The organism is Halobaculum sp. MBLA0143 (assembly GCF_041361465.1).
In the GTDB taxonomy this organism is placed as follows: domain Archaea; phylum Halobacteriota; class Halobacteria; order Halobacteriales; family Haloferacaceae; genus JAHENP01.
In genome coordinates this window covers 1534958-1548708 of record NZ_JBGKAC010000001.1, presented here as the reverse complement: position 1 = coordinate 1548708, position 13751 = coordinate 1534958, and the positions used below count along the sequence as shown (strand labels likewise).

Below are 13751 nucleotides of genomic sequence, written 5' to 3'. Positions count from 1 at the left end.
CTCACCGGACCGCCGCGGCCGCGTCGGCGACGATCTCCAGGGCGGCCTTCAGCTCCTCTTCCCCGGTAGCGTACGAGATACGGGCGTGACCGGCGCCGTGCTCCCCGAACGCCTCGCCGGGCACGACCACGACACCACGGTCGATCACCTCGTCGACGAACCCCTCGGGCACCTCCGGCATGGCGTAGAAGGCACCGGCCGGGCGGGGACACGCCAGCCCGGCGTCTTCGAGCCCGTCGACGACGAGATCGCGCCGGCGCTCGAAGGCGGCGTTCATCTCCGCGACCGGCTCCTGTGGCCCGGACAGCGCCGCCTCGGCGGCGTACTGTGCCGGCGCCGACGCACACGCCTGGACGTACTGGTGGACGCGGAGCATCCGTTCCATCCGCTCCGTGCTGCCCGTCACCCAGCCCAGCCGCCAGCCCGTCATCGAGTAGGTCTTCGAGCAGGCGCCGACGACGACGACGTTGTCCGACGACGCGAACTCGTAGGGGCTGTAGTGGGTGCCGTCGAACACCATCTGGGCGTACACCTCGTCGGAGATACACAACACGTCGTGTTCGTCCGCGATCCGGGCGAACGCCCTGATGTCCGCCTCGTCTGCGACCGTCCCCGTCGGGTTCGCCGGGGAGTTCACGACGAACGCGGCCGTGTCGTCCGTGATCCGGTCTTCGACTGCCGCCGGCGACAGGGTGAGATCGTCCCGCAGCGGGACGGGGACGGACTCACCGCCCGCCAGCTTCGTCAGGGCGTCGTAGGAGACGAACCCCGGGTCGGGCATCAGCACCTCGTCGCCCGGGTCGACGTGTGCCTCCATCGCCAGGTGGAGCGCCTCGCTCCCGCCCGCGGTGGCGATCACGTCCTCGGGGTCGACGGTGAACCCCTCGTCGCGCTTGTGTTTCTCGACGATGGCCTCGCGGAGTTCCAGTGTGCCCTTGTTCGAGGTGTAGCCGTCGGCAGCGCCCGACTCGATCGCGTCGACGGCCGCCTGCCGCGCGTGCTCCGGGGTCGGGAAGTCCGGCTGGCCCAGTCCCAGGTTGATGGCGTCCTCGCCGGCGGCCTCGAACACCTCGCGGATACCGCTGATGGAGATCTGCTCGACGCTGTCGGAGAACTCTGGCATACTGTCGTTCGCGGCGCGAGCGGTGAAATGTCTTTGCCACGGCGAGAACGGCGAGAGGTGGCCGCTCGGGGCGGCCGGCGAGGTGATCGTTCGGTGAACGAGCACGGGCTCTCACGGAATCTATCGGACTGTGCCCGTCGTGTAGTGGGTGCGTATGTCCAAGCCGGTGTCACCGGACGACGAGCTGGTACCGGAGTGGTTCGACCGAGACAGTACCGATCTCGTCTCGACTGATCCACTCCGGGTCGCTGTCCCCGTCTCGCTCGACGGTACCCGTCGTGTCCCCGTGTTCGGCCCCGACCCGACACTCGTCGGGGAGTACGGGGCGTAGCCTCTCCTGTATGCTATCTGTCAGAAACGCAGTTCTGCGAGCACTCACGTGGAGTTGGCCCCACCGAACTGTCGTGTCCCCGGACCCCGAGCAGACGAGAGACGGACTGCCCGAAGTCGACCCGTGCGAGATCGCGCGCAACCCGCCGGAGGGTTGGCCGGAGTCGGAGTCCCCGCCTGACGAACGAATCGACGTGGTGTTGCTGGGCACGCACCACATGGACGAACCCGGGTTGGACGAGGCCGACCCGGCCGTTCCAGACCCACTGGCGCCGGACCAGCAGGCGCAGCTCTCGACGCTGGCAGACCGTCTGGAACCACTTCGGCCGGACACCGTCGCGGTCGAACGCCCACACGACCGGGAGTCGGCAGTGAACGACCTGTACGCTACCTACCGTGACGGACAGGCGTACGACGAGGAGGTCCGAGTGACGCCCCCCGACCCCGGACGGGACGAACCGGACACGGAGTGCCGGAGTGAGGTGGTGCAGATCGCGTTCCGGCTGGCGGATCGACTCGGGCACGACCGGGTCCGGGCCGTCGACGAGTTCCCAGACGTGCCGGAGACGGACCCGTTCGACGACCGGGAGATCGACACTTCCAGAAAGACCCCCCCGACGTGGCCCGAGCCCGAGGAGATGGAGCAGAAGAGGACAGCACAACTCGAGAGGAAGACGGTCGTCGAGGCGCTCCGGTACCAGAACGACGAGGAACGTCTGTCCCAGAACCACCGTGAGATGTTCGACCGCGGTCTCCGTGCGGCGGACGAGCAGTTCGGAAGCCCGGTGAATCTAACGTTCTGGTACGACAGGAACCTGCGGATGGCACACCACCTCTGGCGGGTCGCCGACGGCGCCGGCGACCGACTGTTGTTCGTCGTCGGCTCGGGTCACGTCCGGGTGCTCAGACACCTCCTGACGGAGTCGCCTGCCCTCCACCCGGTGAGTCCGTTGCCCGTTCTCCGCGTGGAGTAACGGGAGACCAGTCTCTCCAGGCGTCTCGGCGACCCCGACTGTGTCACCTCCGCCGACTGACCCGGAACGCACTGTACCGGCGTCGCAGCTTCTCCTCGGACGGGCACCGGAGCCGACCAGTCGGGCGCGTGGGGCGACGTCCGTGTTCTGCTACGTCCGCGACGACCCGTTAGCCGCCGTCGACGGCCCGACCGACCGGCTCGCGGAGGTCGGCGACGGCCCAGACGGCTCTCGGGCGACGGCGTTCGTCGACGGCGACGACTGGCGAGTCGGCGAGCTACACCGGCTCGCGGTCGGTCTCACAGTCCAGACCGAGAGAGTTGCCGATGGGGAGCCTCGGAACTGAACATCGGAGCCGAGAACAGTCGGTACATGGATTCGACGAACGGACGGGTGCAGCCCGACGAACAGGATCGATCGGACAGTGACTCGTTGCTCGCGCGGGTGTGGCGTACCTCGGAGGGACGACCGCGGGCGATCTGGCGGATACTCGTTCCGGTCGCCGTGTTCGCGTCTCTCGGGATCGGACTGGGTCGGCTGATCGAGGCGGTCGGCCCGGATACGGTGTTGGTGACGGAGACGAACCTCGCGTTGCTCGCTGGCACGGTCGGAGCCGTGATCACCGAGTGTCGACTCGCCGACCGGTCACTCGCGGACCTCGGACTCGAACCCAGTGGTGCGTGGGTCCGGGATCTCCTCGTCGGGATCGTGTTCGGCGTGGTGTTCCAACTGGCTGTGACCGCCGCTTGGCTGGCGGTCGGTGACCTCAGCTTCACCGCGACGTTGCAACCCGGCATCGGGACCGGTGTCGTCTCACTCACCGCCCTGGTGATCGCGGTCGTCGTGAAGTTCGCCGTCGTGGGGCTGTGGGAAGAGTACGTGTTCCGGAGTCTGTCGATCCGCAACGTCGCTCAAGGGCTCGCGGGACGTGGTGTGTCTCGCCGAACCGCGGTCGGTGCGTCCCTGCTGGGAGTCGGTGCCGTGTTCGGAGTGATTCACGCGTTCGGTGCTGCAGTTGCGTTCACCAATCCGGTGTTCGGTGCGGTGCAAGCGTTCGCGTCTGTCTCGTACTTCGTGTTGGCGTACGTGGTGACCGGACGACTCGGGCTCTCTGTGGGTATCCACTTCGTCAGCAACGCTTGGGTGCGGATCGTCGTCGGGGAGCCTGGCACCGGTTACCCGAAACTCGTCGCCGCCGAACGGGTTGCCCCGGGGCTGGGAGAGACGAGTGTCTTTCTCCTGCCAACAGTGCTCTTGATGGGGCTGATCCTCGCGTGGGGTCGGTACACCGACGGAGACGTGGCCTCGGTGTCCGAGCAGTTCGTCGGTCCCTGACGCGCGACGCTGGTCAGTTGTCGCCGACGGAGACGTCGGTCGTCGTCGAGGCGTCGACGAGCAGCTTGGCCCGGCCGGTCGGCACTACCCTCGTGTCACTGCGAAGCTTCGCGCACAGTCGCGCGGTGTCGTCGAGCGCCTGGCTGGTGTGTCCGTGGCCGGTCGCTCCTTCGAGGTCTCTCAAGGGTCGTCGTCGCTCGTCGGTGGTTCGGATACGCGCACCTCCTAGTCGGGTCTCACGGGTCGAAAGGCCGGTGGCTCGTCGCACACGTACGCCGACTCGGGTGTCCGAGCGCGCCACTGGAGACGCGATCTCGGGTCGATTCGGGTCGGCTCGGGTAGGCCGCTCGGCTCGATCACACCCCGAACAAGCGGGTCGAATCGACTCGTTTCACACTCGACTGTCGCTGTGTCGTAATCAGGGAGATCGGTGAGAACCAGTCGTGTGACCCCGTGGGGTGGTGTGTACTACGCCCGGGTGATAGTTAGCTTCATCCCGTGTTCAATCCAGTAGCACACTCGGTCAGGGTGGTGTGAGTTCTTCAATCTGCTCGGCCGAGGGAGTTGTTCGGTTCGGCGGTGTTGACCGACGTCGCCGATCACTCGTCTCCCACGACACCATCCTCCCAGCCCTCGCTATGGATTCGCTCCTCCGGTGCACCCAACTCGGCGAGTCGGTGTTTCGTCTGGACGACCATCGGTGGGACACCACAGACGTAGAAGTCTCGATCGTCGAAGTCGTCGAACAACGATTCGAGGTGATCTTGAACGTAGCCGGCGTGGCCGGTCCACTCCCAGTTGGGATCTGAGAGCACGAACGTGACGTCCAGTTCGGGATTGTTCGCGGCGAGTTCGTTGAGCGTCTCGCGGTGGATGATCGTCTCCTCTCGCTTCTCACCGAGTACCACGTGTGCGTGGCCGGATCCATCTCGGAGATACTGTCGGACCATCGCCATCATCGGCGTCAGTCCAGTGCCAGAGGCGAGAAACGCGACGTCACGGTCAGTGTCGGCCAGCGTCAGGCTGCCGTCGATCGGGCCGACCGTCACCGTGTCACCAGGGCGTTTCTGGTGCATGTACGACGACGCCAACCCGTCGTCGTATCGTTTGATCGTGAGCGACAGCTCGTCCGAGCCAGGGAGATTCGTCGGCGTGTACGGCCGAACGACCTCCTCGCCGCCCGACTCGAACCGAATTGTCGTGTGCTGGCCGGGCTCGTAGTCGAACTCGTGGCCAGGCACCTGTAGCCGAAATGCCGAGACCTGTGGTGTGATCCGATATGCGTCGACGACTGTTGCTTCGTGTGTCATTCGTGTGCTCCAACCTCAGTTCGTTCGAACTGCGTGATACACCGTCGACAGTCCTCGGACGACTACCGAAACCGCGGCGTGACCATCGATGTGGGCGTCTGGCACGAGCGTCCCGGCGTACTCTACACCCAGTTCGTCTAGCTTCTCGCGAACCTTCCGTGAGTACGGGGTAGTCCTGCCGATTGTACGGTCGAACTCGTGACGTACGTCTCCTTTCGTTCTACTTCTTAATAAATTCTTATCTAAGTATTATCTCTGATAATCGGACTGTGCTGCTACTATCGTATGCATTCACTCCAATAAAAGGACAGGAAAACCCGACGAGAACGGGGTCCCGGCTCGTCGAGGTACTCGATCACCCTGCCGACCGTCTCCGTGTAGGTTCGTCCCTCGCCGTCGTTCAGTGCCGTCAGAACTGTCCGTAGTCCACTACGTCGACTACCACGTCTCTGGCTCGCTCGCCGTTGGCTGTCAGCTCACGTTCGGCAACAGGCTCGAGAAGGGTCACACAGTCTCCGAGCGCCGTGTCCGGTTCCTGCACGATGGTTTCGGACCCGTCAGGGGTGGGTGTCGACGCGGCGACAACGCTCGCCGACGGCCGTTCCTCGAACGTGACGAGGACGGCGAGAACGGAATCCCGACTACCGCGAACGACCGCGTCACCGGCGTCCACGCTTCAGTCCGCGGTGACGTGGCCGTCCGCGGTCTCGCTGGGCTGGTCCGGCTCGGTCGTGGCGACGCGGTAGAGCCCCCAGACCAGGAGCACGACCAGTGCGGCGATCACGAGCCCAGTCCTGATCGTCGGGTCGACCGCGGGAGTCGCCACCACTTCGCCCGCGTCGTTCGTCACCGGCGCGGCCCCGTAGGGCTCGCCGGCGACGATCTCCACGACGCCCGAGACGACGATCCCGATCGTCGCCAGCGCGCCGCTCACGCCCAGTGCGATTCGGTCGACGGTGTCGTACTGTGTCATGATCTGTCACCTCCTAGCCGAGCAGGTACCTCAGACGCGGTCGTCGCTGGACGAACGCCGTCCGCTCCAGGATCGCGTCCAGACCGTAGTGCCGGCCGGCCGCGAACACGATCGTCGTGACGAACAGGAGCAGCCCCATCAGATCGGCGTTCACCAGGCCGTGGCCGAAGCCGGCGTTGCCGACCCAGAACAGGGTCATGAAGAAGACCCCGAAGAAGGCCGCCAGCCGGACGAGCGCCCCGACCATCAGCCCGAGACCGATGGCAGTCTCGCCCAGCGGGACCCCCGCCTGGATCAGCGGGGCCAGGTTCTCACCCATCCACACCGGAATCGGACCGAGTGCCGTGCCCGTCATCCCCCGCAGGTACATCGGCCCGTAGGAGAACGCCAGGCCGTCCTCGATCAGCTTCGTCACCCCGGCGTGGAAGAACCACCACCCCGTCACCAGCCGGAGAAACGCGATCCAGTAGCTCTGGAGCTCACCGCCCGACGTGAACTCGAACGTCCCCGAGAGCCGAGTCGCCGATTGTGTGGACATCTGCTGTCACCTCACGGTTCTACGTCTCGCCGGCAGGGTAGTATAACGAGAAGCCGTTTCCCAACGGCTGGTTCGCGCTCCCAGCCGCCGGGAGTCGGCCGGGATAGAAGCAACTGTTGCCGGCTTCGGAGGGGACGGTAGAGACGGCCTGTGGCAGAGAGAACGGGCGGGCGAGAGGCGAACGGCTCCGCCGCCGACCCGGCGGGCAGATTCAAGCCCCCGGGCGACGCCACTCCGGACGTGACCGATGACGACGGGCCGACGGTGTCGTACAGGCCGGTGAGCGTGGTGGCGGTACTCGCGGAGATGAAAGACACCGCGGAGCTGTTGATCGACCTGTCGTACTCGGCCGTCGTGTTCGAGGACCGCGAGCTCGCGGAGGAGGCGCTGGCGTTGGAAGAGGAGATGGACCTCCTCCAGCTCCAGGCCCGGATGAGCCTGGTGATGGCCGGACGGAGTCCGGAGGAGGCAGAACGGCTAGCGCCCGTGTTCGGTGTCGTCGACGCCGCAGAGAAGGTGAGTGACGCCGCCGGCGACGTGGCCGGGGTCGTGCTCGGCGAGATCGGGCTGCCGGCGGCGTTCGCGGACGCGCTGCCGGAGGCGGTCGAGCCGTTGGCCCGCGTGCCCGTCGCGGCCGGCGCCGACTACGTCGACCGGTCCCTGGGCGAACTCGGCCTGGAGACGGAGACGGGCGTCCGGGTGTTCACCGTCCGCCGGGCGGACGACTGGCTGTTACACCCCGACCGTGACACGGTCGTCCGGGCCGACGACGTGTTGCTGTGTCGCGGACCGGCCGACGGGCTCGCCGGCGTGTACGAGACCGCGACCGGGGAGCCGCTGGCGGACGACGACGCGGCGATGGGCGCCGACGGTGACCCCGCGACGGCGGTCGCCGACGTCCCGGACCTGGAGCGGGCCGTCGAGACGGTCGTGACGATGAAAGACGCCAGCGAACTCGCGGTCGACCTGGCGTACGGCAGCGTCCTGTTCGACAGCCCGGCCCTGGCCCGCGAGGTGCGAGAACTGGAGGTGGAGGTGGACGCACTCCAGTCCCGGTTCGAAGCGTGGGTGCTGCGGGCGGCCACGGACGTGGCCGACCCGGTGCGGCTGCGCGGGCTCCTCCGGATCGGCGCGAGCACGGAGGCGATCAGCGACGCCGCCCTGGAGATCAGCGAAGGGGTCCTCCGCGGGCTCGGCAGCCACCCGGTCGTGGAGAAGGTGGTCGAGGAGTCCGACGAGGTACTCGTGCGGGAGACGGTCGCCCCCGGGTCGAAACTGGACGGGACGACCGTCGGCGACGCCGCGATCGAGACACAGACCGGGATGCGGGTCGTCGCGGTGCGGCGAGCAGACGCGAACAGCGACCGGCGGTACGTCCTGTCGCCGCCGCCGGGGACGACGCTGTCGGCCGGGGACGTGGTGATCGCCAAGGGGACCCGAGCGGGCGCCACGCGGCTGGCCGACTGGACGGCATGACCGGTGACTGGTCCGTCGGCGGCACGGTCCGACGCCTCCTCCCGGTGTTGTTGGCGCTGACGACGCTGGAGCTCCTGGGTGGGCTGGCGCTGGGTTCGTTCGAGGCGACGTTGTTGCGCTACCCCACGCTGCTCGTGCTCGTGCCCGTCACCATCGGGACGGCGGGCAACCTCGGGAGCGTGCTCGCGGCACGGCTGTCGACGGCGTTCCACCTCGGGACGCTCCGGTTCGCGCCGACGGACGACCGACTGGTCGGCAACGCCGCCGCCACGCTCGGGCTCGCGGTGACCGTGTTCCCGGTCGTCGGCGCCGGCGGCTGGGCGGTCGTCAGTCTCACGGGCGCACCCAGACTCTCCGTCACCACCGTCGTCGCCGTCGCGGCCACGAGCGGCGTCGCCCTGGGCGTCGCCGCGACCGTCGTCGCCGTCCTGGCGACGTACGTCGCCTACCGGCTCGGGTTGGACCCCGACGAGTTCGTCGTCCCCGTCGTGACGAACGTCTGTGACGTGCTCGGCGTGGTCGTGTTGTTCCTGGCGGTCGCGCTGCTCGTGTGAACGGCTGTCGAGCGGCCGACAGCGTGTGTGTCGGGGCAACTGTGCCGCGGCGACAGACACTTGCCGGCGGCGGCTGGGTTCCAACCGTGACCGTACGCAGCGTCGCCGTGGAGGGGTACCGGAACGCACTCCCGACGGTGGGCGCCAGCGCGCTCGGCGGACTGGTCGCGGGCGCGATTCTCTCGGGGATGCAGGCGGAGTTGGCGGCCGTGCCGGGGCTCCTCGTCGTCGTGCCGGCGTTTCTGGCCATCCGTGGTAGCGTCTACGGCTCACTGGGCTCCCGGCTGTCCACCGGGCTCCACCAGGGGCTCGTGGGACCGACGCTGGACGGCGACGGCCGTGGACGGCTCTGGCGTGTCGTCGTCGGGTCGCTGTCCGTCGGCGTGCTCTCCAGTCTGTTCGCGGCCGGGGTGGCAGCGCTCCTGTTGCCCACGCTCGGACGCCCGGCGGCGTCGCCGGCGGTGTTCGCCGGAGTGGCGCTCGTCGCTGCGCTCCTCGCCGGCGCCGTCCTCTCTGCCGTCGTCGTCGCCGTCGTGTTCTTGGGGTTCCGGCGGGGCGTCGACCCGGACGACCTCGTCGGCCCGGCCGTCACCACCGCCGGCGACCTGTTCGGCCTGGCGTCGCTCGTCGTCGCCGTGCGGGTGGTGGGCTGGCTCGCCGACCTACTCTGATCGCCACACCGACGGCGCGACGAGTCGAACGCGGTCCGGCACCGCTACCCCTTCTAAGTCCCTTTGACACATATTATGGATAGGCTCCGTATTGACACCTTCCCCCGAACAGCTAAGTACTGGCTGATGTTCACAGTTTCTCGTGATGGATTGGACAGACGCGTGCCGTGTGAGACAGGATCCAAACGAAACTACACCGATTTCCGAAAAGAGTGAACGCGGGGGTGATCCGTGGTGACGCCCGAATGGGTACTCCTCCAGTCGGACGTGACCGCGGTGACGGACGCGGCCAGCGCGGTGTGGGTGTTGGTCGTGTCGTTCCTGATCTTCTTCATGCAGCCCGGGTTCGCCCTGTTGGAGGCCGGCCAGGTGCGCGCGAAGAACGCCGGCAACGTCGTGATGAAGAACATGACCGACTGGTCGCTCGGGGTTCTGGTGTACTACGTCGCGGGCGCCGGGGTCGCGGCCGTCGCCGGCTTCGTCACGACGCCGGGCGCGGAGTACACGCTCGCGGGGGCGTTCACTTACATCACGACGCCGACGGCCTGGATCGGCTGGCTGTTCGGCGCCGTGTTCGCCATGACCGCCGCCACCATCGTCTCCGGCGCGGTCGCCGAGCGGATGAGCTACGCCGCCTACGTGTTCTACGTGGTCGCGCTCGTTGCCGTGATCTACCCCGTCGCACAGGGGTTCGCCTGGGGCGGTAACGGCCTGTTGTCGTCGTCCGGCTACCTCGGCCAGGCCATCGGTGCCGGCTACAAGGACTTCGCTGGCGCGACCGTCGTCCACGCGCTCGGCGGCATCGCCGGGCTGACAGCCGCGTACATGGTCGGGCCGCGCAACGGTCGGTTCGACAGCGAGGGGAACCCGCGGCCGATCCCCGGCCACTCGTTGTTGTTCGCCGTGATCGGGACGCTGTTCCTGGCGTTCGGGTGGTACGCGTTCAACGTCGGCACACAGGGGCTGTTCCTCTCTGACGGCAGCTTCGCCGGCGCGGAGCTCGGTCGGGTCGCGCTCAACACGACGCTGGCGATGGGCGCCGGGATGGTGGCGTCCACGCTCGTCACGACGTACTGGGAGGGGAAGCCCGATCCGTTGTTCGCCGCCAACGGCCTGTTGGCCGGACTCGTGGCGATCACCGGCGCGTGTGCCCACGTCACCTGGGTCGGCGGAATCGCCCTGGGCGTGCTCGGCGGCGCACAGACGCCCATCGTCTACCGCTGGGTCGTCGACTCGCTGGGAATCGACGACGTGTGTGGCGTGTTCGCCGTCCACGGCTCTGCCGGCTTCCTCGGGACGATGCTGATCCCGTTCTTCGACGTGGCGGGCTTCTCCGTGTCGCAGCTCGTCATGCAGATCGTCGGCGTCGCCGTCATCGGCACGTGGACCGTGCTGACGTCGATGGTCGTCCTGCTCGTCGCGGACGAACTGTTCGGGCTCCGGGTGTCCGACGAGGACGAACTCACCGGGCTCGACCGCGTGGAACACGGCATCGCCGCCTACCCCGAGTTCGGTGAGTCCGAATCCGGCGCCGTCACCGCAGACGGCGGCGTCACGACCACCGACGAGGAGGTGGCGACGGACGGCGGCGTCACGTCCGGCGAGAGCGCGGACGCGAACCCGACGGCGCCGGACGACGGCGCGGTCGACGGGGGTGACGGGGCGTGAGCGAGTCACCCGACGAGGAGACGGACGCGGAGCTCCAGATGGTCGTCGCGGTGATCCGCCCGGAGAAGCTCGGGGCGGTCAAGACTGCGCTCGCGGAGGTCGGGGCGCCGTCGCTCACGGTCGCCGACGTCGCCGGCCGCGGGTCACAGCCGGAGAAGGTCGGCCAGTGGCGCGGCGAGGAGTACACCGTCGACCTCCACCAGAAGACCCGGATCGAGTGTATCGTCGCGGATATTCCCGCGAGCGACGTGGTCTCGGCCATCGCCGACGCCGCCAACACGGGCGAGCCCGGCGACGGGAAGATCTTCGTCTTACCCGTCGCGGACGCCCACCAGATCCGGACGGGCGCCACCGGGACGGACGCGGTGTAGACGCCGCCCGGACCCGGCCCGACCGGATCACCCTTCTGCTCGACTGCTCGACAGTCGCCGACCGACCACCGAGCGGTTCAAGTGTTCTTGTCCGAAGTTCACCACGTTGGAGCGATGCACGGGACACACGGTGGGGTGAGACGCCGGTGACGGCGGCGGCGACGGCGGCGGTGGCAGTGGCGTACGCGGCCGACGCCGTGGTCGGCGAGTTCCCCGGTCGGGTCCACCCGGTCGCGGCGTTCGGACGCGCGGTCGCGCCGCTGGACCGAGAGTGGACGCGACCGGGGGTCGTCGGGGCCGCGGCCACAGTGGCGTTGCCGCTCGTCGCCGCCGGCGTCTGTTGGGCGGTCGTCGCCGGTCCCGCGCGGCTCGGCGACGCGACGCTCGCGCAGGCGGCGACCGCGGTCGCGGCCGGGACGGTACTGTTCTCGACGACGAGTCTCCGGATGCTGTTGGCCGTCGCCGGCGACGTGATCGACGCGACGGAGACGGACCTCGCGGTCGCCCGCGAGCGAGTGCGGGCGCTCGTCGGTCGGGAGACGGACGGACTGGACGCGGCCGACCTCCGGAGCGCGGCCGTCGAGAGCGCCGCCGAGAACCTCGCGGACGGGCTCGTCGCGCCGCTGTCGGCGTTCGCCGTCGGCGCGCAGGTCTCACTCGCCGTCGGCGCCGCCGCCGCGGGCTGGGTGAAGGCGGTGAACACGATGGACTCGATGCTGGGGTACCGTTCGAAGCCGGTCGGGCGGGCCAGCGCCCGGCTGGACGACGCCGTCGTCTGGCTGCCGGCGCGCGCGACGGCGGCGTTGCTGGCGGTCGCCGGCCGCGCTCCGGGGTCGTTGGCGCGGGCACGACGGTGGGCCGACGAGCCGGCCTCGCCCAACTCCGGGTGGCCGATGGCGACGCTGGCGACCGTGCTCGGAGTGCGGCTCCGGAAGCCCGGGGCGTACGACCTCGTGGCCGGGCCGGCGCTGCCGACGGTGACGGCAGCGCGCCGGGGGGTCAGGGTCGTCGCCGTCGCCGGCGGACTGGTCGGCCTGCTCGTGGGGGTGGTCGTGTGGCCCTGACGGCCGTCCGCGGCGCGGTGGGGTTCCTCTCCCGACTGCCGGTCGGGCAGTCGGAGGTCGCCTGGCGGGCGTTCGGCGACCGTCCGGTCGCGTTCCCGTTGGCCGGGTGGCTGTTGGGGGGGCTCCTGGCGACGGTGACGCTCCTCCCCGGACCGGACGCGACCGTCGCGACCGTCTTCGTCGTGGCGACGTACCTCCTCACTGGCCCGACGCACGCCGACGGCGTCGCGGACCTGGGTGACGCCGCGGCGGTCCACGGCGACCCGGAGCGACGACGGTCGGTGATGCGGGACAGCGACCTGGGTGCCGGCGGGGCGTTGGCGCTGACGGTCGTCGTCGGCGGGCTGTTCGCGGCCGGGCTGTCGCTGGGGTCGCTGCCGGTCCGGACGGCCGTCGCGGTGGTCGTCGCGAGCGAGGTGGCCGCCAAGACCGCGATGGCGACGCTCGTCTGTCTCGGGACGGCCACCCACGAGGGGCTGGCGTCGGCGTTGACGGCGACGACGGACGCCCGCGACCTCGGACCGGTCGTGGTCGCGGCCGCGCCGGCGACGGCCCTGTCGTGGACCGCGCCGGCGGCGACGCTGGTCGCCGTCCCCACGGGGGCGGTCGTCGCCGGCGCGCTGCTGTGGTGGGCCCGGCGCACGCTCGACGGCGTGAGCGGCGACGTGTTCGGGGCCGCGAACGAACTGACGCGGCTCGTTGCGATCCACGCGGGGGTGGTGGCGTGGACGCTGTCGTGATGTGTGGCGGGCGCGGCACTCGCTTGGCGACGGCGACGGAGAAGCCACTCGTCGCCGTCGGGGACCGACCGATGGTCGATCGCGTGGTCGAGGCGCTCGTCGCCGCGGCCGGCGTCGACCGCGTCGTCGCCGCCGTGTCGCCGCACACGCCGGCGACGCGGGCACACCTCCGCGAGCGCGAGGCAGCCTCGACCGTCGTCGAGACGGCCGGCGAGGGGTACGTCGCGGACCTGGACGACGCGCTCGCGGCGGTCTCGCGGCCGGCGCTGACGGTCGCGGCCGACCTGCCGTTGCTCGACGGCGAGGCCGTCGAGACGGTCGTGACGGCCTACGAGCGTGTCGCGTCCGAGGCCGACGGCACTGCTCCCTCACTGTCCGTCTGTGTCCCTGCGGACCGCGTCCGGGCGCTGGGAGCGACTCTGGACACGACGTTCGCGCCCGACGGACGCTCGCTCGCGCCGACGGGGGTGAACGTCGTCGGCGAGCCGGACGGCTCGGACCGGCGACTCGTCCGTGCGGACGACCGGCTGGCGGTGAACGTCAACCGCTCGCGGGACCGGCGCGTCGCGGCGCGACTGCTCGCGGAACGACAGCGAGGTGCAGAGACGTGATCCACGACACGAC

17 protein-coding genes are annotated in these 13751 nt (G+C 69.3%); 11 read left to right on the top strand and 6 right to left on the bottom strand.

Annotated elements, in window-relative coordinates; genetic code table 11:
• Position 1: 1 nt before the first annotated feature.
• A complete protein-coding gene (locus RYH79_RS08020) occupies positions 2-1123 on the bottom strand; it encodes a pyridoxal phosphate-dependent aminotransferase (RefSeq protein ID WP_370897938.1) in 1122 nt (373 codons plus the stop codon).
• Positions 1124-1527: 404 nt separating this feature from the next.
• Here RYH79_RS08020 and RYH79_RS08015 point away from each other — a divergent pair, with 404 nt between their 5' ends.
• From RYH79_RS08015 to RYH79_RS08005, 3 genes are all read left to right on the top strand, one after another.
• Positions 1528-2427 (top strand): DUF5694 domain-containing protein, encoded by a 900-nt coding sequence (locus RYH79_RS08015; RefSeq protein WP_370897936.1) that lies wholly within the window; start codon positions 1528-1530, stop codon positions 2425-2427.
• Between the two features lie 142 nt (positions 2428-2569).
• The gene (locus RYH79_RS08010; protein WP_370897934.1) at positions 2570-2773 is read left to right on the top strand and encodes a hypothetical protein; all 204 of its coding nucleotides are present in this window, start codon (positions 2570-2572) and stop codon (positions 2771-2773) included.
• Positions 2774-2799: 26 nt separating this feature from the next.
• On the top strand, positions 2800-3762 hold the full coding sequence (locus tag RYH79_RS08005; protein ID WP_370897932.1) for a CPBP family intramembrane glutamic endopeptidase: 963 nt from the start codon (positions 2800-2802) through the stop codon (positions 3760-3762).
• A gap of 13 nt (positions 3763-3775) precedes the next feature.
• On the opposite strand, the gene RYH79_RS08000 is transcribed toward RYH79_RS08005, so the two are convergent.
• The 5 genes from RYH79_RS08000 to RYH79_RS07980 form a co-directional block, all read right to left on the bottom strand.
• Positions 3776-4030, bottom strand: a complete 255-nt coding sequence (locus tag RYH79_RS08000) for a hypothetical protein (RefSeq protein WP_370897931.1) — start codon at positions 4028-4030, stop codon at positions 3776-3778.
• Positions 4031-4361: 331 nt separating this feature from the next.
• Positions 4362-5072 (bottom strand): ferredoxin--NADP reductase, encoded by a 711-nt coding sequence (locus RYH79_RS07995; RefSeq protein ID WP_370897930.1) that lies wholly within the window; start codon positions 5070-5072, stop codon positions 4362-4364.
• 409 nt (positions 5073-5481) lie between these two features.
• Positions 5482-5745: a hypothetical protein gene (locus RYH79_RS07990; RefSeq protein WP_370897929.1), complete on the bottom strand. Its 264-nt coding sequence runs from the start codon at positions 5743-5745 to the stop codon at positions 5482-5484.
• Between the two features lie 3 nt (positions 5746-5748).
• Positions 5749-6045 (bottom strand): hypothetical protein, encoded by a 297-nt coding sequence (locus tag RYH79_RS07985; RefSeq protein WP_370897925.1) that lies wholly within the window; start codon positions 6043-6045, stop codon positions 5749-5751.
• Positions 6046-6058: 13 nt separating this feature from the next.
• A complete protein-coding gene (locus RYH79_RS07980) occupies positions 6059-6583 on the bottom strand; it encodes a DoxX family membrane protein (protein WP_370897923.1) in 525 nt (174 codons plus the stop codon).
• A 306-nt stretch (positions 6584-6889) separates the two neighbouring features.
• Between RYH79_RS07980 and RYH79_RS07975 the strand changes: the two genes are divergently transcribed.
• From RYH79_RS07975 to RYH79_RS07940, 8 genes are all read left to right on the top strand, one after another.
• Positions 6890-8059: a potassium channel family protein gene (locus RYH79_RS07975; RefSeq protein WP_370900817.1), complete on the top strand. Its 1170-nt coding sequence runs from the start codon at positions 6890-6892 to the stop codon at positions 8057-8059.
• Positions 8056-8613, top strand: coding sequence for a magnesium transporter (locus tag RYH79_RS07970; RefSeq protein WP_370897922.1), 558 nt, complete (start codon positions 8056-8058; stop codon positions 8611-8613). Before RYH79_RS07975 ends, RYH79_RS07970 begins: the two co-directional genes overlap by 4 nt.
• A gap of 86 nt (positions 8614-8699) precedes the next feature.
• On the top strand, positions 8700-9284 hold the full coding sequence (locus tag RYH79_RS07965) for a magnesium transporter (RefSeq protein WP_370897920.1): 585 nt from the start codon (positions 8700-8702) through the stop codon (positions 9282-9284).
• A gap of 231 nt (positions 9285-9515) precedes the next feature.
• Positions 9516-10952: an ammonium transporter gene (locus RYH79_RS07960; RefSeq protein ID WP_370897918.1), complete on the top strand. Its 1437-nt coding sequence runs from the start codon at positions 9516-9518 to the stop codon at positions 10950-10952.
• Entirely contained in the window at positions 10949-11323 is a 375-nt protein-coding gene (locus RYH79_RS07955) for a P-II family nitrogen regulator (protein WP_370897916.1), read from the top strand. Before RYH79_RS07960 ends, RYH79_RS07955 begins: the two co-directional genes overlap by 4 nt.
• Positions 11324-11469: 146 nt before the next feature.
• Positions 11470-12387: a CobD/CbiB family cobalamin biosynthesis protein gene (locus tag RYH79_RS07950; protein ID WP_370897914.1), complete on the top strand. Its 918-nt coding sequence runs from the start codon at positions 11470-11472 to the stop codon at positions 12385-12387.
• A complete protein-coding gene (gene cobS / locus RYH79_RS07945; RefSeq protein WP_370897912.1) occupies positions 12378-13127 on the top strand; it encodes an adenosylcobinamide-GDP ribazoletransferase in 750 nt (249 codons plus the stop codon). The genes RYH79_RS07950 and cobS overlap by 10 nt, the downstream gene beginning before the upstream one ends.
• Complete coding sequence (locus RYH79_RS07940) at positions 13112-13738, top strand: NTP transferase domain-containing protein (RefSeq protein ID WP_370897910.1); 627 nt, start codon at positions 13112-13114, stop codon at positions 13736-13738. The genes cobS and RYH79_RS07940 overlap by 16 nt, the downstream gene beginning before the upstream one ends.
• Positions 13739-13751: the final 13 nt, after the last annotated feature.

Excerpts from the sequence above, each read along its gene's own strand:
- RYH79_RS08020 (WP_370897938.1), bottom strand. The coding sequence starts at position 1,123 with ATGCCAGAGTTCTCCGACAGCGTCGAGCAGATCTCCATCAGCGGTATC.
- RYH79_RS08005 (WP_370897932.1), top strand. The coding sequence starts at position 2,800 with ATGGATTCGACGAACGGACGGGTGCAGCCCGACGAACAGGATCGATCG.
- RYH79_RS07995 (WP_370897930.1), bottom strand. The coding sequence starts at position 5,072 with ATGACACACGAAGCAACAGTCGTCGACGCATATCGGATCACACCACAG.
- RYH79_RS07985 (WP_370897925.1), bottom strand. The coding sequence starts at position 6,045 with ATGACACAGTACGACACCGTCGACCGAATCGCACTGGGCGTGAGCGGC.
- RYH79_RS07980 (WP_370897923.1), bottom strand. The coding sequence starts at position 6,583 with ATGTCCACACAATCGGCGACTCGGCTCTCGGGGACGTTCGAGTTCACG.
- RYH79_RS07975 (WP_370900817.1), top strand. The coding sequence starts at position 6,890 with ATGAAAGACACCGCGGAGCTGTTGATCGACCTGTCGTACTCGGCCGTC.
- RYH79_RS07970 (WP_370897922.1), top strand. The coding sequence starts at position 8,056 with ATGACCGGTGACTGGTCCGTCGGCGGCACGGTCCGACGCCTCCTCCCG.